Source organism: Glycomyces rhizosphaerae, assembly GCF_042647865.1.
Taxonomy (GTDB): domain Bacteria; phylum Actinomycetota; class Actinomycetes; order Mycobacteriales; family Micromonosporaceae; genus Glycomyces; species Glycomyces rhizosphaerae.
This window is the reverse complement of sequence record NZ_JBHRWO010000004.1, coordinates 147,403-168,343: the sequence shown is the minus strand read 5'-3', so window position 1 is coordinate 168,343 and position 20,941 is coordinate 147,403. Positions and strand designations below refer to the sequence as shown.

21 protein-coding genes and 1 tRNA gene are annotated in these 20,941 nt (G+C 67.3%); 10 read left to right on the top strand and 12 right to left on the bottom strand.

What is annotated here, in order from left to right:
- Window positions 1-39: 39 nt before the first annotated feature.
- Window positions 40-1,503, top strand: a complete 1,464-nt coding sequence (locus ACFO8M_RS01540) for a non-reducing end alpha-L-arabinofuranosidase family hydrolase (protein ID WP_387969565.1) — start codon at window positions 40-42, stop codon at window positions 1,501-1,503.
- 122 nt (window positions 1,504-1,625) lie between these two features.
- Here the strand turns inward: ACFO8M_RS01540 and ACFO8M_RS01535 are convergent.
- Window positions 1,626-1,700 (bottom strand) — tRNA-Gln (locus ACFO8M_RS01535).
- Window positions 1,701-1,925: 225 nt separating this feature from the next.
- Here ACFO8M_RS01535 and ACFO8M_RS01530 point away from each other — a divergent pair.
- Together ACFO8M_RS01530 and ACFO8M_RS01525 are read left to right on the top strand one after the other, a co-directional pair.
- Window positions 1,926-2,438: a SigE family RNA polymerase sigma factor gene (locus ACFO8M_RS01530; RefSeq protein ID WP_387969562.1), complete on the top strand. Its 513-nt coding sequence runs from the start codon at window positions 1,926-1,928 to the stop codon at window positions 2,436-2,438.
- Window positions 2,439-2,457: 19 nt separating this feature from the next.
- Window positions 2,458-3,972: a hypothetical protein gene (locus tag ACFO8M_RS01525; RefSeq protein ID WP_387969559.1), complete on the top strand. Its 1,515-nt coding sequence runs from the start codon at window positions 2,458-2,460 to the stop codon at window positions 3,970-3,972.
- 128 nt (window positions 3,973-4,100) lie between these two features.
- On the opposite strand, the gene thpD is transcribed toward ACFO8M_RS01525, so the two are convergent.
- The 6 genes from thpD to ACFO8M_RS01495 all read right to left on the bottom strand — a co-directional run bounded on the left by thpD (window position 4,101) and on the right by ACFO8M_RS01495 (window position 9,068).
- Window positions 4,101-4,988, bottom strand: a complete 888-nt coding sequence (gene thpD, locus ACFO8M_RS01520; protein WP_387969556.1) for an ectoine hydroxylase — start codon at window positions 4,986-4,988, stop codon at window positions 4,101-4,103.
- 66 nt (window positions 4,989-5,054) lie between these two features.
- Window positions 5,055-5,471, bottom strand: a complete 417-nt coding sequence (locus tag ACFO8M_RS01515) for an ectoine synthase (RefSeq protein ID WP_387969553.1) — start codon at window positions 5,469-5,471, stop codon at window positions 5,055-5,057.
- Window positions 5,468-6,742, bottom strand: coding sequence for a diaminobutyrate--2-oxoglutarate transaminase (gene ectB, locus ACFO8M_RS01510; protein ID WP_387969550.1), 1,275 nt, complete (start codon window positions 6,740-6,742; stop codon window positions 5,468-5,470). The genes ACFO8M_RS01515 and ectB overlap by 4 nt, the downstream gene beginning before the upstream one ends.
- Window positions 6,743-6,858: 116 nt before the next feature.
- Complete coding sequence (gene ectA / locus ACFO8M_RS01505; protein WP_387969547.1) at window positions 6,859-7,527, bottom strand: diaminobutyrate acetyltransferase; 669 nt, start codon at window positions 7,525-7,527, stop codon at window positions 6,859-6,861.
- A 27-nt stretch (window positions 7,528-7,554) separates the two neighbouring features.
- A complete protein-coding gene (locus ACFO8M_RS01500) occupies window positions 7,555-8,502 on the bottom strand; it encodes a MazG family protein (protein ID WP_387969545.1) in 948 nt (315 codons plus the stop codon).
- Window positions 8,499-9,068, bottom strand: coding sequence for a hypothetical protein (locus ACFO8M_RS01495; protein ID WP_387969542.1), 570 nt, complete (start codon window positions 9,066-9,068; stop codon window positions 8,499-8,501). The genes ACFO8M_RS01500 and ACFO8M_RS01495 overlap by 4 nt, the downstream gene beginning before the upstream one ends.
- A gap of 165 nt (window positions 9,069-9,233) precedes the next feature.
- On the opposite strand from ACFO8M_RS01495, the gene ACFO8M_RS01490 reads away from it, so the two are divergent.
- From ACFO8M_RS01490 to ACFO8M_RS01475, 4 genes are all read left to right on the top strand, one after another.
- On the top strand, window positions 9,234-9,908 hold the full coding sequence (locus ACFO8M_RS01490; RefSeq protein WP_387969540.1) for a Crp/Fnr family transcriptional regulator: 675 nt from the start codon (window positions 9,234-9,236) through the stop codon (window positions 9,906-9,908).
- Window positions 9,909-10,013: 105 nt separating this feature from the next.
- Window positions 10,014-11,051 carry a hypothetical protein gene (locus ACFO8M_RS01485; protein WP_387969537.1) on the top strand — a complete coding sequence of 346 codons (1,038 nt, stop codon included), beginning with the start codon at window positions 10,014-10,016 and terminating at the stop codon, window positions 11,049-11,051.
- Between the two features lie 26 nt (window positions 11,052-11,077).
- Window positions 11,078-13,258, top strand: a complete 2,181-nt coding sequence (locus ACFO8M_RS01480) for a hypothetical protein (protein ID WP_387969534.1) — start codon at window positions 11,078-11,080, stop codon at window positions 13,256-13,258.
- Window positions 13,243-14,130, top strand: a complete 888-nt coding sequence (locus ACFO8M_RS01475) for a hypothetical protein (RefSeq protein WP_387969531.1) — start codon at window positions 13,243-13,245, stop codon at window positions 14,128-14,130. The genes ACFO8M_RS01480 and ACFO8M_RS01475 overlap by 16 nt, the downstream gene beginning before the upstream one ends.
- 155 nt (window positions 14,131-14,285) lie before the next feature.
- On the opposite strand, the gene ACFO8M_RS01470 is transcribed toward ACFO8M_RS01475, so the two are convergent.
- Together ACFO8M_RS01470 and ACFO8M_RS01465 are read right to left on the bottom strand one after the other, a co-directional pair.
- Window positions 14,286-14,546: a hypothetical protein gene (locus ACFO8M_RS01470; protein WP_387969529.1), complete on the bottom strand. Its 261-nt coding sequence runs from the start codon at window positions 14,544-14,546 to the stop codon at window positions 14,286-14,288.
- Window positions 14,539-14,859, bottom strand: coding sequence for a hypothetical protein (locus tag ACFO8M_RS01465; RefSeq protein WP_387969526.1), 321 nt, complete (start codon window positions 14,857-14,859; stop codon window positions 14,539-14,541). The genes ACFO8M_RS01470 and ACFO8M_RS01465 overlap by 8 nt, the downstream gene beginning before the upstream one ends.
- Before the next feature lie 217 nt (window positions 14,860-15,076).
- Here ACFO8M_RS01465 and ACFO8M_RS01460 point away from each other — a divergent pair, with 217 nt between their 5' ends.
- A complete protein-coding gene (locus ACFO8M_RS01460; RefSeq protein ID WP_387969523.1) occupies window positions 15,077-15,889 on the top strand; it encodes a Scr1 family TA system antitoxin-like transcriptional regulator in 813 nt (270 codons plus the stop codon).
- Entirely contained in the window at window positions 15,886-16,068 is a 183-nt protein-coding gene (locus ACFO8M_RS01455; RefSeq protein ID WP_387969520.1) for a DUF397 domain-containing protein, read from the top strand. Before ACFO8M_RS01460 ends, ACFO8M_RS01455 begins: the two co-directional genes overlap by 4 nt.
- A 193-nt stretch (window positions 16,069-16,261) precedes the next feature.
- On the opposite strand, the gene ACFO8M_RS01450 is transcribed toward ACFO8M_RS01455, so the two are convergent.
- From ACFO8M_RS01450 to ACFO8M_RS01440, 3 genes are all read right to left on the bottom strand, one after another.
- Window positions 16,262-17,998 (bottom strand): HNH endonuclease signature motif containing protein, encoded by a 1,737-nt coding sequence (locus ACFO8M_RS01450; protein ID WP_387969517.1) that lies wholly within the window; start codon window positions 17,996-17,998, stop codon window positions 16,262-16,264.
- A 300-nt stretch (window positions 17,999-18,298) separates the two neighbouring features.
- The gene (locus ACFO8M_RS01445) at window positions 18,299-18,895 is read right to left on the bottom strand and encodes a hypothetical protein (protein WP_387969514.1); all 597 of its coding nucleotides are present in this window, start codon (window positions 18,893-18,895) and stop codon (window positions 18,299-18,301) included.
- Between the two features lie 54 nt (window positions 18,896-18,949).
- Window positions 18,950-20,107, bottom strand: coding sequence for an epoxide hydrolase family protein (locus ACFO8M_RS01440; protein ID WP_387971146.1), 1,158 nt, complete (start codon window positions 20,105-20,107; stop codon window positions 18,950-18,952).
- Between the two features lie 96 nt (window positions 20,108-20,203).
- Here ACFO8M_RS01440 and ACFO8M_RS01435 point away from each other — a divergent pair, with 96 nt between their 5' ends.
- Entirely contained in the window at window positions 20,204-20,908 is a 705-nt protein-coding gene (locus ACFO8M_RS01435) for a TioE family transcriptional regulator (protein WP_387969511.1), read from the top strand.
- The last annotated feature ends 33 nt before the right edge of the window (window positions 20,909-20,941 follow it).

Here is a 20,941-nt window from a genome sequence, read left to right as displayed (position 1 = left end):
CAACCGACCCGATGGCGATCAAGGATCGCGTCACTGGCGGTGACACTGGTGGCGGCCCTTGCCGCCGGCACCTTGAGCGCCGCCGCCGATCCGACGCCCGCCCCGGCACAGGCGGCCCCGCTGCCCTCCACCTTCCAGTGGAGTTCGACGGGCGCCTTGGTCGCCCCGCAACAGACCGCCCCGGGTCGGACCCTGGTGTCGGTCAAGGACCCGTCCGTGGTCAAGGAGGACGGCAAGTACTACGTGTACGCCACCACCGCCGACACGAACGGCGGCTGGTCCCTGACCTACTTCGGCGGATTCACCGACTGGTCCCAGGCCGGACAGGCGCCGCAGTACCACCTGTCCCAGACCCCGATCGGCGGCGGTTACCGCGCCGCCCCGCAGGTGTTCTACTTCGAACCCGACAACCAGTGGTACCTGCTGTACCAGACCGGCCTGCCCTCGTTCTCCACCCTCAGCAGCCCCGGTGCGCCGCAGAGCGCCTCGGCGCCCAAGAACTTCATGAGCAACCACGGGATCGCCGACGCCGGCTCCTCGTACATCCTCGACTACTGGGTCGCCTGCGACACCGTGAACTGCTACCTGTACTTCAACAACGACAAGCAGAAGTTCTACCGCGCCGTGACCACGGTGGACGAGTTCCCGAACGGCTTCGGCGACGTCGAGCTGTTCATGGAGGCCCCGAACCAGAGCCTGTTCGAGGCCACCAACGTCTACAAGGTCGGCGACACCAACCAGTACCTGCTCATCGTCGAGGGCATCGGCTCCAACGGCGTCCGCTACTTCCGGTCCTGGACCTCCAACAGGCTCGGCGCGAAGTTCGGCGAGTGGACCCCGCTGGCCGACACCCAGTCCAACCCGTTCGCCGGCAGCGCCAACGTCACCTTCCCCGGAGGGTCCTGGACGAACGACATCAGCCACGGCGAGATGGTCCGGGTCGACGGCAACCAGACCATGCAGATCAACCCGTGCAGCATGCAGTACCTCTATCAGGGCAGGAACCCGAACATCGGCGGGGATTACTCGCAGCTGCCCTACCGGCTCGGACTCCTGACCAACACCAACCCCACCCCCGACTGCGGCAGCGGCGGCGGCGGGGGCGACGACTCGGGCCAGTTGCGGGGTACCGCGTCGGGTCGGTGCCTGGACGTGCCGAACCAGTCGACGACGAACGGTACGCAGGTGCAGATCTACGACTGCTGGACGGGGGCGAACCAGCAGTGGACCCATACCGCGGCCGGTGAGCTGTCGGTCTACTCCGGGACCTCGCGCAAGTGCCTGGACGCCTCTGGCGGGTCCACGGCGAACGGGACCGCGGCGATCATCTGGTCCTGCCACGGCGGGGCGAACCAGAAGTGGAACCGGAACTCGAACGGCACGTTCACCAACGCCGCCTCCGGGTTGTGCCTGGACGTGGCCGGGGCCTCCACCGCCAACGGCGCGAAGGTCCAGCTCTGGTCCTGCCACGGCGGCACCAACCAGCAATGGACCCTCACCTAGACCGAACAGGTGCGGTGAAACGGCGACCGGGCGGCCTTCAGGCCGCCCGGTCGCCCACCGCATGAGCCCACAGAAAAGCGAGCAGGCCGCCATGGGCGGCCTGCTCGCTTACGTATATGAATTGGCTGGGGTACCTGGACTCGAACCAAGAACAACGGAACCAGAAACCGCCGTGTTGCCAATTACACCATACCCCAATGGTGTCTTAGCGCCGCAAAGCCGCAGGCGCCGACGAGAGACAACTGTACCGGACGCGTCCGCGCCCCTCCAAACGGGTTCCTGTGATCGGGGCAACGTGGCCGAATCGCGGCGGGCGCGGGGCAACCCCGTCCCCGGTCCTCGCGTATTAGGCGTGTCGGGCCACGCCGAATCCACCACATCGCGGCCGGCCCGGCCCCTACCCGTCACCTGAAAGAGGCCCAGTGAAGACCAAGGAGCAGCAAGAGGCCGAGTTCCGATCCTTCGCCGTCGCCCAGCGCGACAGCCTGCGCCGATACGCGTATCTGCTGTGCGGGGACTGGTTCGAGGCCGACGACATCGTGCAGAAGGCGTTGACGAAGCTGTTCGCGGCCTGGACGCGGGTCGAGCCGGGCGGCGCTCCGGCGTACGTCCGCAAGATCGTCACCAACGTCTACATCTCCCATCACCGCCTGGCCTGGGTCCGCCGCGAGCGGACCAGTGCCGAGCTGCCGGTCCAGCAGCTCGACCGTCCACAAGAGGAGGTCGACGTGCGGCTCGAATTGATCGGGGCGCTGAATCGGCTGCCCGCCAGGCAACGCGCGACGCTCGTACTCCGGTACTGGGAGCAACTGTCCGTCGATGAGACCGCGACCGCCATGAGCTGTTCGACCGGAACCGTGAAGAGCCAGTCCGCCAAGGGCCTGCGCAAGCTGAAGGAGCTCCTCACCGACGCCGCCGTCCTGGCCAGGGTCTAGCGGAAGGAAGTGAATAGGAATGAACCAGTACGACGACCCAGAGGCGATGTTCCGCACCGCCATGCCCGAGGCCCCTCCTCCGTCCGCTGATCTCGACCTCGACCGGATCGTGAGCGACGGCTACCGCTCGCGCCGCCGCCACCGCGTCCTGATCGGCGGGGCCGCCACGACCGGCGTCGCCGCCGTCGCCGCGGTCCTCGCCCTCACGGCCGTCGGGCTCCCCGGCGACCCCACCGACGACCCGACGAACGCCGTTCCGCCTGCGGCCGAAGAGGGTTCGGTCGAGGACGCCTCGATGTCCGGGTACCCCTACGCGCCGAACGACGAGTTCGGCGGCGAGGCGGAGCGCGCCCTGCTCCACGAAGGCGCCATAACCGCCTTCAAGCCGCTGCTCGACCAGGTCGGCGTCGTCCTCACCGACGACGTGCCGCTCGAGTTCACGTCGAACCAGACGCCCGGCAACTACGGCCAGACCTGGCTGCGCAGCTTCACCACCGGCGCTTCGAACGCCGAGGAGAGCGGCGAGGACGAGGACGTGGTCTTCAGGCTCGAGGCCATGCTGCCCGGCGGCTGGACCGCCGAGCCCGGCCCGACCACCGAGCAGGTGTTCCCGCAGCACCTCATCAGCGCCAGCGGCAGCCCTTGGAACGACGACGCGGACTGGACCGACGAGCTGGAGACCACCGAGCTCGACGACGGCCGCACCCTCATCACCGTCAACCACGAATGCGCCCTCGAGGCCGCCGTCGTCTACCCGAACGGCAGCGCCCTGCGCGGTTCCTGGGACATGGGCTGCCACGAGGAGAGCTCGGAGTACGAGATCACCCTCGACGCGTTCGCCGAGGCCATGACCGCCATGCCGGAAGTGGACTACGACACGAGCGGGTTGAGCCCGGTCGGCGAGCTGATCGACGTCCCGGTCGGCTGGGTCTACGACCCCGAGTGGGATGCCGCGGCGAGTGAGGATGCCAGCGCCTCGATCGCCGGCGCCCTCGACGCGCTCCAGACCGTCGTGCCGGGCGCCACGCTCGAAGAAGCGGCCGCGACGCAGCTCGGCTTCTCGGAGTACGGCGCGGTCAACGTGCGCACGTACGACGCTTCGGGCGGCCTGCCGTACGACTCGTTGACCGACGAGACGAACGGTTCGGCCATGACGACCTTCGCCTACGTGCTGCCGGGCGGCTGGGTGCCGGGCATCTCGGAGTCCGGGACCCGCGGCCCGGAGCAGGCGAACTGCATGGAGGGCTTCACCTGCAGCACGACCACGGACGGCGACGGGACCGTCTGGACCTTCGAGTCGATCGACGAGGTCTTCGAGTCCGATGGCGAGGAGCCTTCGAGCGGGTCGGAATCCGAAGCCTCCGAGCACCAGTTGCGGGTCACCCGGTTCGACCCCGACGGCTGGGCCGCCACGATGTGGGTGCGGTGGGGCGGCGACCTCGAGCTGGAAGCCGACCTGCTCGTCGACGTCCTGCAAGCGGTGCCGGCGCCCGTGTACGACGCGGAGGCGACGCCGCAGATCCCGGCGGACTAGCGCTGCGCGGCAACGCGACCGCCGTTGGAGGAAGCCGATCACGGACTCCCTCGAAGAACGAGGCGCGGGCCCGACTCGATGAGTCGGACCCGCGCCTTCCCCCGTCTCGGCGGCCGGATCGGTGCCGCCTAGTTCAGGACCTCCCAGTCGCGGGAGCCGAGGTATTCCGGTCGGGGCTTCTCGGCCGCGAACGGGTCTTCCAGGGCGTTCTCGACGCTGTTGAACACGATGAACAGGTTCGAGCGCGGGAACGGCGTGATGTTCCCGTTCGAGCCGTGCATGCAGTTCGAGTCGAACCAGATCGCCGAGCCGGCGGGGCCGGTGAACTGGTGGATGCCGTGCTTGTCGGCGAGCATCCGCAGCGAGTCGTGGTCGGGAGTGCCGACCTCCTGCTTCACCAGCGAGGCCTTGTGGTTGTCCTCGGGGGTGGCGCCGACGCACGAGACGAACGTCTGGTGCGAGCCCGGCATGATCATCAGCGAGCCGTTGAAGTGGTAGTTCTCGGTCAGTGCCAAGGAGAGGCTGACCGCGCGCATGCGCGGCATGCCGTCCTCGGCGTGCCAGGTCTCGAAGTCCGAGTGCCACTCGAAGGGGGCGCCGCCGAAACCGGGCTTGTAGTTGACCCGGCTCTGGTGGACGTACACGTCCGAGCCCAGGATCTGGCGGGCGATCCCGGCGATCCGGTCGTCGCGGATGAGCGCGGCGAAGAACGGCGAGAGGCGGTGGACGTCGAAGACCGAGCGGATCTCGTCGGTGCTCCGCTCGCGGATCACGCGCTCGTCGCCGTCGAGGGCCGGGTCGGTCATGATGTGGTTGAGTTCGGACTGGGCCGCGGCGAGTTCCGCGGGCTCCAGCAGCTGCTCGATCGCGGTGAACCCGTCGAGTTCGTGCGCGTCGAGTCGCTCCTCGGAGAGCGGGCCGTCGCCGGGGCCGCCCCACACCGCGGGGTCCTCGGTGCGGTAGACCAGGCGTGGTTCTCTGAAGCGCCGCGTCGGATAGTAGTCGGTGGACTGCATGGTGGTTCGCTCCTCACTGCGCCGCAAGGGAAGCGACGCGCTGATCGGCTGGTTGTCGAGTGCGGTCTAGGCGTCGTCTTCGGTGAGCAGGGGGTAGACCCCGTCGGCGTCGTGCACTTCCCGGCCGGTGACCGGCGGATTGAACACGCACACGCAGCGCAGGTCCTGCTCGATCTCCAGCGTGTGCTTCTCGCCTCCGTTGAGGAGGTACATGGTGCCGGGGGCCAGCCGATGGGTCTCTCCGGTCTCGTGGTCGTGGAGCTTCCCCGAGCCTTCGATGACGTAGACCGCCTCGGTGTGGTTGGCGTACTGCATGGTCGTGGACGTCCCGGCGAACAGGACCGTGTCGTGCAGGGAGAAGCCGACCCTGTCGCGGGCCAGCAGGAGTCGCCGGGAGCGCCAGGTCCCCTGGGCGCGGTCGCGGTCGTGCCCTTCGACATCCGCTTCGGTGCCGATGAGGTCTTCGAGCCTTCTGACGATCATGCGCGCTCCTTCGCGGCCGCTTCCTTCGCTACGGTGCCGACCGCTTCGCGGACGATGTCGATGCCCTCCTGGAAATCGGCGCGCGAGGTGGTGAGCGGAGGCAGGAACTTGACGACCTCGTCTTCGGCGCCGGAGGTCTCCATGAGCAGGCCGTTCGCGAAGGCCTCCTGGCAGACCCGGCCGGCGTGCTCGGGCTCGTCGAAGACCAGGCCGCGGGCGAGGCCCCGGCCGCGGGTGACGATGCCGAGCTCGGCGTGGCTGGCCGCGATGTCGGTCAGCTCGCCGTCGAGCCAGGCGGCGTCGCGGTCGACGCCGGCGGTGAAGGAGCCGTCCTTCCAGAACGTCTCGAGCGCGGCGGTGGCGGTGACGAACGCGGGCGCGAACCCGCGGAAGGTCCCGTTGTGCTCACCGGGCTCCCACACGTCCAGGTGCGATTTCATGAGGGTGAGCGCGAACGGCAATCCCATGCCCGACAGGGACTTCGAGAGCGTCACGATGTCGGGGTAGATCCCGGCGCGCTCGAACGAGAAGAACGGACCCGTACGCCCGCAGCCCATCTGGATGTCGTCGACGATGAACAGCATCTCGTGCTCGCGGCACACGTCCTGGAGCCCGCGCAGCCATTCATCCGTGGCGACGTTGATGCCGCCCTCGCCCTGCACGGTCTCGACGATGACCGCGGCGGGCTGGTCGAGCCCGGAGCCGGAGTCTTCGAGAAGGCTGCGCAGCCACAGGAAGTCGGGCGTCTTGCCGTCCATGTAGTTGTCGTAGGGCATGGTCGCGGCGTTGTTGAGCGGGACGCCCGCGCCGCCGCGCTTCATCGAGTTCCCGGTGACCGCGAGGGCCCCGAGGGTCATGCCGTGGAAGCCGTTCGTGAAGGACACGACGGTCTCGCGGCCGGTGTACTTGCGCGCCAGCTTGAGCGCGGCTTCGACGGCGTTGTTCCCCGCGGGGCCGGGGAACTGGACCTTGTAGTCGAGGTTCCTGGGCGCGAGTACGACGTCGCGGAAGGTCTCCAGGAAGCGGCGCTTGGCGCCCGAGTAGGTGTCGAGGGTGTGGACGACGTTGTCCCCGGCGAGGTAGCCGATGAGCGCCTCTTTGAGCACGGGGTGGTTGTGCCCGTAGTTGAGCGATCCCGCACCGGCGAAGAAGTCGATATACGACCTTCCCTGCTCGTCGTCGATGCGGCTGCCCTTCGCGGTGGTGAACACCGTGGGCCAGTTGCGGCAGTAGGAACGGACTTCTGATTCGACCTGTTCGAAAACCTGCATGATCTCTTCTGGGTCGGCCTGGTTGGCTGTTCTCCGCTTCCCGGCGCGCACTGCTTGACGCACACGCCGGGCACATACCCGGGCCGGCACTTGTCGGTGCCCGGGTAGGGCTGGACTCAGTCCGGCAGCGCGCCGTCGAGCATTTGCACCGGACCGGCAATCGGGCCGATCCGGTGGAGCACCTCCGGCTCATGGCCGGAGCCGAGCTCTCGCTCAGAGAACAGCACGTCGCGCGTCAGGTCCGCGCCGTTCGCTTCCGCGAACGACTCGAACAGGCGCATCGACGCTTTGTTGTCCGGAGTCACCGTCGTCTCGACGAAACGGACTCCGTTGGAGCGCATGCGATGGACCGCGTGGTCCAGCATGGTCCGCGCCAGTCCCCGGCGGCGGAAGCCGGGGGCGACCGCGACCTGCCAGACGAAGTACACGTCCGGCGCTTCGGGCCTGCGGTAACCGGTGATGAAGCCTGCGATCACTCCTTGAGTATCGCGGGCGACGACGCTGGTGGAGGCGAAATCGCGACACCACAGCAGGTAGGCGTACCTGCTGTTGACGTCGAGGTTCCCCGCCTGGCGGGCGAGGTTCCAGAGTTCGGCCCCATCGGCGGGAGTCGGTGGGCCGAAGCTCAGCGCCTCTCCGCGGGAGTCATTCGTTCCTAGGACCTGGGTGGCCGGGCCTTTCGGGCCTGCGTCACTTGCGTCACCGGATGGCATGCGAACGACGGTAGCAAAGATCCCGGCCATTGTTAAGGCCGCCAGAACGATATTGTGAAGTTCAGGTTGCACGATCACAGGCTTCGCCCCGTGTTCGACTCAGTTTTCAATCGCCTCCGCGACGTGCCCCTGCGGGTCGAGGCGTTCCAGCCCCGCGCGCTCGGTGATCGATTTGCGCAGCTCAAGCTCGGGGTCGACCCCGGCCGCCCGGGCCGCGACCACGGCGGCGAGCAGGAAATCGCCCACTTCGTCCGCTTCGAGTTTGAGTCCGTCGGGCAGCTCGGGCAGTTCCAGGGCCTCGCCCTGGTCGTTGAACCGCTCGATGACCTTGGCCGCCAAGGAGAGCGACGGCAGTTGCCGCGAGACGCCGTCCGCCGGGTGGTCGCGATGCGGCTTTTCGGCGGCTTTGGCCTCGTTCCAGTGCTGGTAGAGGTCGTCGGGGTCCGCGTCGCCCCATACGTGCGGGTGGCGGCGGATGATCTTCTCGACCAGGTCGCCCGCGACGTCGTCGATGTCGAAGTCCTCGGCGAGCGAGGCGTGCAGGAGCGGCTGGAACAGCAGGTCGCCGAGCTCTTCGCGCAGCTCGTCGGCGTCGCCGTTGCCGATGGCGTCGAGGACCTCGTAGGACTCCTCGAGCAGGTACGGGCCGAGCGTCTCGTGGGTCTGCGCGCGGTGCCAGGGGCAGCCGTCCTCGGCGTGCAGCCGGGCCACGGCCTCGACCAGGTCCAGGAGCCTCGCCCCGGGCGGATCCCAAGAGCCGTAGACGATCTCGAGCTCGATCTCACCGCCGGCCACGTATTCGGCGAGGGCTTCGCGCAACTCCTCGTCGCCCTCTTCACCGACGATCCAGACGCCGCCGACCTCGATGAACTCGGCGGCGTCCTCGACGAGGTCCACGTCGATCCCGGCGTCGCGGATCGCCTCGACCGTGGGGCTCTCGAAGAACGCGGCCACGGATTCGGCCTCGTGCAGGGCGTCCCAGGCCTCGACGGTGAGCAGCCCTGCGGGGATGCGCGGCGAGGTCAGGAGCCAGATGATGTCGCTCAACGCTGCGGGACCTCTACTGGGAAGACGGACGGGAGCGGGCTCAGGTCGAACTCGCCGTAGCGGGGGTTGACCGCGATGTCGTATTCCTCGACGTATCCGGTGAGGTCGTCGGTGAACCCGGCGAGCAGCATGAGGTCGGCCTCGGTGTAGCTCGCGACGTTCGGGTCGGTGGCGGCGGCGTCGTTGAGGGCCGCGATCTCGTCCTCGGTGAGCTCGCGCGACTCGGCCTGTGAGACGAGCTCCTGGAAGTTGGCCTCGGCTTCGAGCGCGATGGCCTCCAAGTCGTCGGCCTCGGCACTGCCCGCCGACTCGGGGTCGATGGCCTTGCCCAGCTCGGAGTACAGAACGTAGACGACGACCTGGTTGCGGTCGCCGGAGTAGTCGTGGATGGAGAGGTCTTCGCCCTGCTCCTCCCGAAGGTCGGCGATGTTCGAAACATAACCGTCGACAGTGGACTCGGTGACGCGCTCGTCCCCGACGAACAAGGCCGCCCCCTGCTCGTTCCCACAAGCCCCCAAAGCCAGGAGCCCGACCGACGCCACCGCGACAAGCCTGAGTTTGCGCACAGCACTTCCCTTCCACTCGACTGCCCTGTGACCTTAGCCTCAGCGCAGATTCCTCCACAATCCCCCCACCCCCGCCTGATCGAAGCCGATCGAAGCCGATCGATTCACCCTTCCGGTGTCGCCATCCCGACAGCAGCCGGCATCGGATGCCGCTATGAAGGATCGGTGACCCCGACTCCACGACATCTGCAGAGCCGCGGCTTCCAAGCCCTCGTGACCGCCGCCGAGTGGAACGACCTGGTGCACTGCGGCCGCAGAACGGAGTCCGCAGGCGGCGCCATGATCCTCCACCAAGGCGACCGTAGCCCGGTCGTCTACGCCCTCAGGCAAGGCCGCGTCAGAGTCGTCTACACCGGGATCGACGGCAACGAAGCCCTCATTGCCGTACGCGGCCCCGGCGACCTCGTCGGCGAGTACGCCCAGCGCGACCAGGGCGAGCACATGGCCTCGGTACGGGCGCTCGAAGACTGCGTCGCGTCCGCACTGTCCGCTGAAACCTTCGACGCGTTCATCAAGCGGCACCGACTCGACGACCCGTTGCAGCGCTACATCCTCGGGAAGATCCGCCAAAGCGGCCGGCGCATCTGGCGGGCGTCGCACCTCCAGACCGAGCAGCGCATGGCCCTCCTCCTCCTGGAGATCATCAGCGCCGCCCCGGCCGGCGAGGAGCCGACGGTGCCCATGACGCAGGCGCAGATCGCGGCCTCGCTCGGCGTCGCACTCAGTTCGGTCACCGGCATCCTGGCCGATTGGAAGAAGTGCGACCTGATCAGGACCGTCCCCGCGCCGTTGCGGGTCCTCGATGTGGGAGCGCTTGGACGGCGCGCCACCAACAAATAAGTGGCGTGAGACACATTCGAATTCGTCCGGAACTGGATATGCCGACGCCGCACGGCCCCAGACGATGAAACGGTGCATCCCCCTAAGCCGAAGGAGCCCCCGCCCATGCCCGCCACCCCCTTCGAGAAGCCGGAGGACCGGTATCTGACCGTCCTCTCCCTCGACGTCGAACAGTTCGGTCGGTTCACCGACGCGCAGGGCACCGAGGTCGCCAGCGCGTTCCGTGACGTGATCGAGCAGGCTTTCCAACACGCAGGCCTCAGCGACACCTATGCGGCCCATGCCTTCATGCAGAACAGCGGCGACGGGATCGTCGCCGGATTCGATGCGAGCCGTCTGCCGCAGATCGTCGACCGCATCCCGAGCTCGCTCCAGTTCGGGCTTCGCGAGCTCCACCAGCAGAACGGCCACGGGGTGCGCATGCGCATGGGCATCTCGTACGGACCGGTCCAGGGGATCGACGACAGGCGGATCGACGTCGCGCCCAACCGGACCGTCATCGACGCGTGCCGCATCGCCGACGCCGAGCCGACGAGGCTCCTGCTTCGCAACTCCGACAAGGAGGCCACATTCCTCGCCGTGGCACTCACCGAGCCCGTCGTGGATTTCACGGTCGCTCGCAACCCGTTGTGGCTCAGGAAGAGCGAGTTCGTGAAAGTCGAGGTCTCGATCGAGTCCAAGGACTTCCACACGACCGCGTTCCTCCATGTCCCCACGCCTTCGGGCGCGCTGCTGCGATCCGGGCTGCTCGGATCCGGCGACAACGACGAACAGCTGCACGGCCCGCCGCTGGAAGAGCGTGTCGAGCGTTCCGCCTGCGCCGCTTACTCACTGAAGGGCGAGGTCCGGGCTGATCAAGGGCAGGCCAACCAGATCGGGCGGGTCGACGGTGACGTCCACGGCGAGCGGATCGCGATCGGGGGTGTCTCAGGCGAAGGCGCGATCGGCGCGGTCACCGGCGGCAGCGTCACGCAGGACCACCGCGGGCAGGACCGGTCCGCTCACCACACCTACATAGCCGGTGACCAGATCTCCGCCAACCGAGACGCCCACGTCACCAAGGTCGGATCGGATGAGGCGAAGCCGGGCAACGGCAAGCACCGCCTCTTCTGGGAGCGGACGGAACGGGGCGAGCGGCCGTGAGCGACGGATCCGAGGACGCAACGAGCGTGGCTTTCCACAGTCGTGTCGCCGCGCAAGCGGTCGTGGTCGACGCCGTCCAGCAGCCGCCCGCCGAGGCCGAACCGGCTCCGCAGAACGGTGACGACAAGGCATCGGATATCCCTGAGGACGTCCCGAAGGACACCGAGGACGAGGCCCCCGCGGCACCGGAGCCCGAGGGCCCCGCCACCGTCACCAATACGGCGGGCGACAGCATTCACGCCGAGAACGACGTGCACGTCACCAAGACGGGCGACAGCTTTCATGTCGAAGGTGACCAGCAATTCAACCGGATCACCATCGACCAGATACGCATCGAGCACAGCACGGAGATGCGGAAGCAGTTCGGCGAGGCTTCGAACCGGGAGTCGCCGAAGCTGGAGGCCACCGACCTCATCTCCCCTCCAGAGTCCGAAGCGCACTTCCAAGCGCTGGAGGAACACCGGATGCTGGTCCTGGTCTCGACGGAGAGGACCGGGCTGAGCACGGCGGTGAAGCAGCGGTGCACGTCGTTCGCCGAGCGCCGCGGCGAGGACGCGCGGATGCTCCTTGCGACCGCCGAAGACGAACTCCACGCCGAATTGGCCAGCGTCGAAGAACGTACGGTCCTGCTGCTCGATCTCTCCCACAATCGCGTTCTGGCCAACGAGCTGCCGTCCCTCAAGGACAAGATTCTGGACACGCTCGGGCAGAAGAAGTGCCACCTGGTGATCGCAGTGGAGCACGAGTCGCGCCACAGGTTCAAGGAGCTGAGGGAGTTCTCAGGCTCGGTCTTCGAGTTGCAGCGCATCCCCCCGGACCGGATCTTCAATCGCTACTTCGATCGTCCGAAGACGGATTTCCCGGACGTACGCGAGTCCCCGTATTTCAAGCACACGCTGAAAGACGCGTGGCCGCCGCTCGCGCGCGCAATGGCGGAGGTGCTCTCCGAAGCACCCGCTGACCTGACGGTCGACGACTTCCGAAGGGAACTGCGGAAGCGGCTCGGCGACTCCACCGATACGCTCCGCAAGCTGTTCGAGAATCCTCTCGTCGACCCCCAAGGGAAAGCCGTGCTCATCGCGGCCGCGGCCCTGGAACGGCTGCCGTCCGAGGCGATCGCGGCCGCGGCCGACGACTTCTTGCGAGAGACGGAATCCAAAGACCCCGAGACGATGCTGCTGGACGAACCCGGAATCACCCAGAAGCTCGAACTGATCAGGGATGACTTCAACCTGCACGGGTCGAACTTCAAGGACCCGGACCTCGGGGACGAAGTGCTCGGTCACGTGTGGGCCCAGTACCCGTCCTGGCACGACCCGCTGCTGCGGTGGCTGCGACAGCTCCTGCTCGGGCGGGAGTACTTCGAGTGGACGGACCAGACTCGACTCCCGCTCCGCATCGTCAAGCTCGCCTCAGCCGCCAAGGACGGCGCAATGCTCACCGCATACGTGGAGACGATGCTCGCCAGCCGCTCCCAGGTGATCCGTTCGTCTGCACCCGCGGTGCTGCTCGGAGGCGCGCTCGACGAGGAGATCGGTGTGAGCGTCCGATACCGACTCTACGAGTGGAGTCGCAGTGCCGATTTCCGCAAGCAGGTGGCGGCGCTGACGGTGTGCGCCGACAAGGACTACCTGGTCCGCTTCCCGAGCAATGCGCTGTACCGGCTCGGCCGCCTGCTGGGTTCTGAAAATCCGAGTATCCGTGGAACGGCCTTCGAGGCCACCGTCAACGCCGCCGCACATATGCATCTGAGCGAACTGCTGATCCACTTCCACTTCTCGCTCATCAGAAGCGCCTCTGACGGCACCTCGAGGATCCCCGAGCTCCTCGACCAGATCTGCGTCAAGTCCGAGATCATCGAAGGTGTCCGGCGCGAGCCGTGGCGGCTCCTCAGCGATCCACTCGGTCTCACGACTTCGTTCTGGCGCTTGCTGCTCGCGCTGGCCGACCCCGCGTCCGCCCGATTGGCGGTCAGGGCCTGGCTCTCGGTCGCCGCTGAAATCGCGCCGCACGACGGCGACCGCATGGTCGAGCTCATGGTCCGGGCGGTCGCGAACGACTACGGCTTGATCGGCCAGGTCGCCCAGTCCGCGAAGTCCCTCGCGCTCGACGGCTCGGACCTGTCAGAGCGCACCCGTGAACTCTCCCGACAAATGCTCAACCACGTCTTCGAAATCGAGGTGCCCCTCCGATGGACACATTCCTGATCATCCTGCTCCTTGGCGCTATCCTGGCCGGCCTCGGCTGGTACATGTACAAGCACGTCACCGATGCCGACGGGACGGTTCCGTTTCAGGGGTTCGGTTCCGAAGCCGGGGACGCGTCCCCACCGCCACCCCGGCCGAAGCCCATGGCGGTGACGCTGACGCTCCCGAGTCGGGACGCCGGCTTCGTGTTCACCTGCGAGTTCACCGCGACGTACACCCCGAGCTACGGAGGCATGGACCACCTTGAACCGCCCAGGAGCAATGTCGAGTCGCTGCTTTACACCGTCGCGAAGGACATCTCCTCCAGGTTCACGCTGCTGGACTTCGAGCAGGTTCGAAGCGAGCTTCACAACGCATTCCAGACCGAACGCCAGCTTCCAGGGCAGAACTTCCGCATCTCAGCTGACTGCAAGAAGATCCGGGTCAGCGAAGACCAGGTCGCGACGCTCAAGTACATCCACGACGAGGACGTGGAGATCGCGAAGCTGCAGCGTCGCATCGCCTTCTTCAACACGGTCTTCGAGAATCCTCGGAACGCCACCATGTGGTGGCTTGCGAAGCACGAGGATCAGATCGACCAGCTGCCGCAGAAAGCCGAGCTGATCTACCGGCTCGACCAACGACTCAACCCCGAGAACAACCAGTCTGAAGTGCCGGTCAGCCGCGATCTCGACTGGTTCCTCGAAGGGGCCGACGAGGCGCAGAAGGCCACGATCGGCGTCGCCCTGGCCGGCATCTACCGCAAGTACGGCCGGGACGACCTTGCGGCAGAAGCCGAACGGCTGATCCCGAGCCACACGCTGCCGACACGCAACGGCAGCAGGCCCGAGACGTCCGACCCCGACATTCCCAGCGCCCCGTTCGGACAGTGATCGAAGTCCGGCACGGTGCGAAGCTCGCATCAGGGCTTCGTTGCAGGAGCACCCTGGCGCGATGAGCAGGGCCGACCGATCTCCACCAGGATCGGTCGGCCCTTTGGCGGGGCGCTCGCTCGGGCCGGTTCTGGGTTCGGCCGGGGCGCTCCCTTTCAGCGCTGCTTCTTGACGACCTTGCGCGTTTCGGCGACGATCCATGGGCACCACTTGTCGCGATTCCAGGCGCCGTGCCAGTACGGCGAGTCGTCGATGCCCTCTTCGAAAGTGGCGCACGGGTTCGGTCCGCCGCCGCTGTCGCGGCAGTCGACCCGGTAGACGCGCGGGTCGGTTCCGGTCTGGAAGACGGTGAAGAAGGCCGGACCGCGGGTGAACTCGCCGAGGTAGACGTCTTTTTCGCTGCGGGACTCAGGCATTGGCGACCCTCGCATTTCCGGCGACCGGGGGCCGCCCGTTGTAGAAGACGATGAAGGCCTGGTCCTTGAACCACGACTTCCACTCGGCGCTGGCCGAACGCCAGCCGTCTCCCCAGGTGGCCCTGAGGTTCCAGGACACCAGGCCTGAGACGACCACCACGATGTCCATCTGGTTGTCGCCGGCGTGCACCTGGAACGAGTCCGGCACATCGGCACTCGACGCGCGGACCGTGTAATTGCGCTTCCCGTCGCTGAACTGCCCTCGGTTCAGCGGGTCAGGCGTGGCCGATTGTGCGCTCGGTTCTTGTCGCATCTCTCGTTCTCCTCCCATCCATTTCGGTGGCGATGGGTCGAGAGTAGGGAGTTCTGGGCGGGCAACTCAAGGCGAAACGCCTGGTAGGACAGTTGGCAGTGGGACGTGCGACTTGGGTTGGGCCATAAGAAGATGGCAGTATGGACTGCCAAACTGCCATATGGAATCGAGCGCGCTTGTGGGTTGCACAATCCGTTGCGATTGCGATACTGAGTTGATGTCGACGGCATCTGAACTTCGCAGGCAGGTCGGGCGTGAGCTTGAGGCGCAACGGGAAATGGCCGGAATCAAGGTCACCGATGCGGAAGCAGCGGCGATCGTGGGATCTACTCGGACGTTGAAGCGACTGGAGTCAGGTGCCAAGGTGCGGCTGACCTTCGTGGTGATCGGCAGGCTCGCCGAGTACTACGGGGCACCGAGGCAGACCCGGTTTGAGCTGGAGCGCATCTGGCGCTTCGTGGACGACGAGATTTGGGCTCAGCCAAGTCATGCGGTCGAGAACTCGGGTTGGGATGTCTACCTGGAGTTCGAGCGACTTTCGGTTGGACTCGACCAATTCGAAACCATGGTTCCACCGGGACTGGGCCAGACCGAAGTCTTCATGCAACGGCTGTTCGAGCGAAGTGACACAGCTGACCACGAAATCCCGGGCCTGATCAGTGATCGGCTCGACCGACAGACAGAGTTCTTTGACCGGCTCGACACGCAGACCCGGACCTGGAGGGTCCTGCTTAGTGAAGCGGTCCTGCGCAACGGTTGTGAAGAGGAGCAAATCCGCAGATTGATCGAGCTCGATGAGCGCGAGAGGGTCGTCATCAGGTACCTCCCCCTCAGCAACGGCCCATATCGAATGCTGAGTGTGCCGTTCTCCGTACTATCCTTCAGAAGCACCGAGGATCCCAGCATCGTCTATCTGGAGAGTCCCTACGAGCGCCGGTTCTACGAGAACAGCACAGCCGTAGGCAAGTACTACCAGATCTTCGAAGGAGGGCTCCGACAAGCCAAGTCTCTGAAGGAGTTCCAGCGATGAGCCAGGATGGGTGGCGTAAGTCGAGCAGGAGCGAGGGCACGGCCAACAGCAACTGCGTTGAGGCCCGCCCGGCAGGCCCCGGCTTCCAGGTCCGTGACAGCAAGCTTGGCGATGACTCCCCGATCTTCGACCTGAAGACCGTCGACTTCACCGCGTTGCTCCAGCAAGCCGACCGGTAGTCCGAAGCCGCGAATCCCAAGAGGCCCAGCCGCTTCGGCTGGGCCTTCAGGTTGTCCGACGCAATGTCGGCTTCCACCTTCCACTCCCGATTGGGTCCCTGTTCAGGCAGGCAGCGACGAAGAGGTGAGTTGCCTGCTGGGCGCCGTTCCAGGCTGCGGGGAATCATGTGAGCCGACTGCGCCGGGCGGTGTTTCATCTCCGGACATGGCGAGGGGCCCGTTCCCTTGCGGGTTCGGGCTGCGCGGTGGGCTGTCTGCGCTCCCCCTCGACAGTCGCCCGTCGAGGGCGGCGTAAGAAGGGAATGGGCTCCAGTTCGGACCAGCGTTCACCGGTAATGTCCTCGGGTATCGGGGCTGGTTCGGTTGTCGCGCTTGCGGGTTCGTCTTCCACTGCCGCTGCTCTGGGGGCGGCTTCGGCTCGGTGGGTCGCTCGGGTGCGCTCGATCGAGGCAAGGGCGGCCTCAATGGCCTTGTCGACCGCATACTGGGCGAGTGCGTCCAGTTCAGTCCGGAAGGTCGGGGACCATTCCTCGCTCTCGATGTCGATGTCGAAGGCGGCGGACAGGTCGTCCATGTCGACCAAGGGCTTCGTGGTGCGGCCCGCTTCGTCGCAGGCGGGGCAGCGAAGGCAAGGTGTGGCCTCAGTGCAACCGGTGCGGGCGATCAGGGCCTTGCCGGGACCGGTCTTCTCCACTCGCCATCTCGTGGTGTGGATGCGCCCATGATGGAAGCGGCACAGCAGGATCAAGTTGTCCGCGTCGGTCGGCCCGCCGTCAAGCCAATGCTCGATGTGGTGTGCTTCAGTCCAGGAGACCGGGCGCCCGCAGCCGCGCCAAGCGCAACCTCCGAGTTGCTCGGCCTCCAGCTTGCGTCGCAGGGCAGCCTTGGGCAGGCGCTCTTCGCGGCCCAGCTCGACGACTTCGCCCTTGTCGTAGTCGAAGACCATCGGCACGACAGAGGCTTCGCAAGCAAGGTGGCGGGCGCGGGTGATGCCGATTGGGCGGCCCTCCAAGCGGGGCGTCCGGTCGGGGTGCACGGTCAGGTCGATCTCGCCCTTGAGCACTTGAACATCGGCCATCAAAGAGAGGGTGGCGGTGTGTCCGTGGCGCTTTGGGGCCTCCGGGCGCGTCCCGGTGGAGGCCACCATCTGGTGAAAGGCCTCAGCGGCCCGGTTGGCCTGTGAGGGCAGGACGCCGTCGGCGTCGACCTCGTCCTGTCGGGGCGGACCGACGGCAGTCTTCAAGTAGTTGTCCAACAGCCGACCCGTGTCGGCGGTCAGAACGCCGTCGAGGTCCCACATGCCGTCACCGCGCTCGGTGACCTCCAGGTGAGCCAGCGCCGCCTGGGAGGCCTGGTCCATCATCGCCGCCTCGTCGAACAAAGCGGCGGCGATCAAGTCGATCGCTTCGCGCAGTTCCGTGTGCGAGGCGTGAACGCAGTACTCGCGGATCAGTTCCTCAGGCGAGACGCAGGAGACCGTGGCATCGAAGGGTGAGGCCTTCGGCCCCTCGGGGTAGGGGACGCGGGCGTGGACGCGCAGGCCCTTGCGGTCCAAGGCCAGCATCGCGAAGGCGACCGCATCGATGCGGGCGATCCCGGTGCAGGCGGCTTCGGCGAGGGCCCGGAACTTCGGGGCCAGGCGGGTGATGCGGGCGATCTGGGACGCAGCCGTGTAGGTGAAGTCGAAGCCTTCGCGAAGCCAGTCCAGGATGCCCGAGTGCCCGTCGAGGTCTTTGTGCATCCCGGCGGCGGTGTAGGCGATGACCGTGCGCAGGGCCGCGGCATCGCGTTGGCGGGCCTGGGCGGCAATGGCATCGAGCTCGGCCCGCATGGCCTCGGCCTGGGTTTCGCGTTCGGCATGTCCGGTGCCGCAGACCAGGGAGGCACGGGAGGGAGCGTTCGCGATTCGGGGAGTGATGTTGGGGGCCACCGGTGCTCACCTCCTTACTGTTCTCGAACGTGGGGCCTGTTTTCGCTTGTTTGTACCGTAATTCAATGATAACTTTACGTGAAATGATGATCCACTTACGACAAAGAGGGATGGGTCACAGTCCGGCCCGAGTCCCGAGTCAGTCTTGCTGGGGCGTAGGCGGACTCGGCCCGCCGGCCGCACTCAGACCGAGGCCTCATGCGACCTCTTTGTCGCCGCCCGTTTGAAGTTCGCTCCCGACGTCGCGGGCAGCCGAAGCCGCCCAGGAACGAATGCGACCTGATCGCCGGCCCGCCTCTTCTAGTCGGCGTCGGCTTCGTTGGGGTCGTGGGCGATGTGGCGACGACGGCGGCGGGGGCGCGGGCGGCGTCGCTGCTGGAACTGGTCGACCTCGTAGCGGACGTACCAGGGTTCCCAGCCGCCTTGGCGGAACCATTGGCGGGCGTTGTGGGAGGCGAGGCCGCCGAGTACGCAGAGGGCCACCAGGATCCAGATCGGGGAGACCACGAGGGCGAAGACCTCGCCGTAGGTCCGGATGACGGCGATGACGCCGATGGTCGAGTTCACCGGGACGATCAGGACCGCTATGGCGCGAGCGAGCTTGCGGCCGTGGCCGAGGCCGAGGACGACCATCACGTAAGGGGCGGTGAAGACCACGATGGCCGCGAGGACGATCGGGATGGGGAAGCTCGACCCGACGTTGATCGCGGCCTCGAGATCCGACAGGACCGGCACGTCGGAGGTCTCGCCCTTGAACCAGTTGAAGAGCCTGGGGCCGATGCCGACACTGACGCTCACGAGCATGAAGTACTGGAACACCATCATGACCTGCGCGAGGTCGACGGAGTGCGGCTTGTCGTACAGCGCTTCCGGATCGGGTGAGGTGGGCGTGTTCACGGGCGCTCCAAGATGCGGGGTCCCTCAAGCGTACGGCCGCAAGCCCATCGAGGGCTAGACGCAATTGCCCGCTCCCGCCTGGCGGAGGCCGCGGAAGAACTCCCGCAGGTCCTGCACGAGGAGGTCCGGGGCCTCCATCGCGGCGAAGTGGCCGCCCCGGTCGAACTCGGACCAGTGCACGATCCGGTGCCGGCGTTCGAGGACGCGGCGGATCGCCGGGTCGGTCGGGAACACGGCCACGCCGGTCGGCACGCCGCTCGGGTCCGCGGCGTCGACCTCGTCGCGGACGGCCCGGTACTGGTGGGCCGAGCTCGCCCCGGTGCCGGTGAGCCAGTAGAGGGTGACGTTGGTGAGCAGCTGGTCGACGTCGACGGCCTGCTCGGGGAGTCCGGCCTCCGGGTCCGTCCAGTCCTTGAACCTGTCGACGATCCACGCGAGCTGGCCCACCGGGGAGTCGTTGAGCGCGTAAGCGAGTGTCTGCGGTTTGGTCGACTGGATGTCGGCGTACCCGGTGCCGTGGCGGACCAGGTCCCGCACGCTCTCAAAGCGGGCGCGCTCCGGTTCGGTCATCTCGGCGCCGTCGACCGCGGGCAGGCTGAGACCGCCGTTGATGTGGACGCCGACGACGCGATCGGGGGCCAGGCGCCCGAGCGCCGGGGAGACGAGCGAGCCGGTGTCGCCGCCGTGCGCGCCGAAACGCTCGTACCCGAGCCGGTCCATCAGGGTCAGCCAGGCCCGGGCGATGCGGGCGTGGTCCCAGTCGGGGGCGGACAGCGGCGTGGAGAAGCCGAAGCCCGGGAGCGAGGGGGCGATGACGTGGAAGGCGTCGGCGGGGTCGCCGCCGTGGCGGCGCGGGTCGGTGAGGGGGCCGATGATCCGGGTGAACTCGACGACCGATCCGGGCCAGCCATGGGTGATGACGAGCGGTACGGCCCCGGGCTCGGCGGAGCGCACGTGCAGGAAGTGCACGCGCTGGCCGTCGATCTCGGTGAGGCCCTGCGGGAACGCGTTCAAGCCGGCCTCGTGGACGCGCCAGTCGTAGTCGTGCAGCCAGTAGTCCGCGAGGCGCCGCAGGTACAGCACCGGGACTCCGGAGTCCCAGCCCGGTTCGGGGCTCGCGGCGGGCCAGCGCGCCAGCCGCAGCCGTTCGCGCAGGTCGTCGAGTGCGGCCTGCGGGACGTCGATGCGGAAGTCGGCGATCGGGTCCACGATGCTCCTTCCAACGGTCGGTCCTGCACCCCATGCAATCAGAGCGGCGGGGGCGAGCGGGCATCGGCCCTTTCACGGGTGCATGAGAGTCTCTGACCTGTGGCCACGCTTCGACCTTCCGACCTCGCCCGCGAGCACGGGCTTTCGGCCCAGGCGGTCCGCAACTACGAGCGCGAGCGGTTCCTGCCGGTCGCCGAGCGGACGCGCAGCGGGTACCGGGTCTACACGGAGACGCACGCGGCGGCGCTTCGGGCGTTCCTCGCGCTCGTCACCGCGTACGGGCATGCGGCGGCGGGACGGATCATGAACGCGCTCAACGAGGGCGACCGCGAGGGCGCTTTGGCGCTGATCGATCGCGGGCATCTGCAGTTGGTCCGGGACCGGGACGCGCTCGACGCGGTTCGCGCCGCGATCGGGCACCTCACGGCGGAGCCGGAGCCCGTGCGGTTCACCGGCTCCGCGCCGCTCACGGTGGGTGAACTGGCGAGGCGGCTGGACGTCACGGCGGCGACGATCCGGAACTGGGAGTCCGCCGGGATCCTCACCCCGGACCGCGAGCCGGGCACCGGGTACCGGATCTTCCGGTCCGCGGATGTCCGGGACGCCGAGCTGGCGCATCTGCTCCGGCGCGGCCATTACCCGCTGGAGCACATCGCCGCCGTCGTCCGGCAGGTCCGGACCGCGGGCGGCACCGAGGAGCTGGCGCTCGCGCTCGGCGACTGGCAGCGTCGGCTCACGGAGCGGGGATTGGCGATGCTCGACGCGGCCGCGCAGGTCAGCCGGTATTTGGACGCGATCGGGTAAGCCTCGGAGGCCGGATCGGGCTCGCTGCGGAGA

What these genes read in the sequence shown, in the direction of transcription:
- ACFO8M_RS01465 (WP_387969526.1), bottom strand. Translation starts at nt 14,859, where the DNA reads ATGCGACAAGAACCGAGCGCACAATCGGCCACGCCTGACCCGCTGAAC.
- thpD (WP_387969556.1), bottom strand. Translation starts at nt 4,988, where the DNA reads ATGCAGTCCACCGACTACTATCCGACGCGGCGCTTCAGAGAACCACGC.
- ACFO8M_RS01515 (WP_387969553.1), bottom strand. Translation starts at nt 5,471, where the DNA reads ATGATCGTCAGAAGGCTCGAAGACCTCATCGGCACCGAAGCGGATGTC.
- ectB (WP_387969550.1), bottom strand. Translation starts at nt 6,742, where the DNA reads ATGCAGGTTTTCGAACAGGTCGAATCAGAAGTCCGTTCCTACTGCCGC.
- ACFO8M_RS01525 (WP_387969559.1), top strand. Translation starts at nt 2,458, where the DNA reads ATGAACCAGTACGACGACCCAGAGGCGATGTTCCGCACCGCCATGCCC.
- ACFO8M_RS01455 (WP_387969520.1), top strand. Translation starts at nt 15,886, where the DNA reads ATGAGCCAGGATGGGTGGCGTAAGTCGAGCAGGAGCGAGGGCACGGCC.
- ACFO8M_RS01475 (WP_387969531.1), top strand. Translation starts at nt 13,243, where the DNA reads ATGGACACATTCCTGATCATCCTGCTCCTTGGCGCTATCCTGGCCGGC.
- ACFO8M_RS01470 (WP_387969529.1), bottom strand. Translation starts at nt 14,546, where the DNA reads ATGCCTGAGTCCCGCAGCGAAAAAGACGTCTACCTCGGCGAGTTCACC.
- ACFO8M_RS01485 (WP_387969537.1), top strand. Translation starts at nt 10,014, where the DNA reads ATGCCCGCCACCCCCTTCGAGAAGCCGGAGGACCGGTATCTGACCGTC.
- ACFO8M_RS01460 (WP_387969523.1), top strand. Translation starts at nt 15,077, where the DNA reads ATGTCGACGGCATCTGAACTTCGCAGGCAGGTCGGGCGTGAGCTTGAG.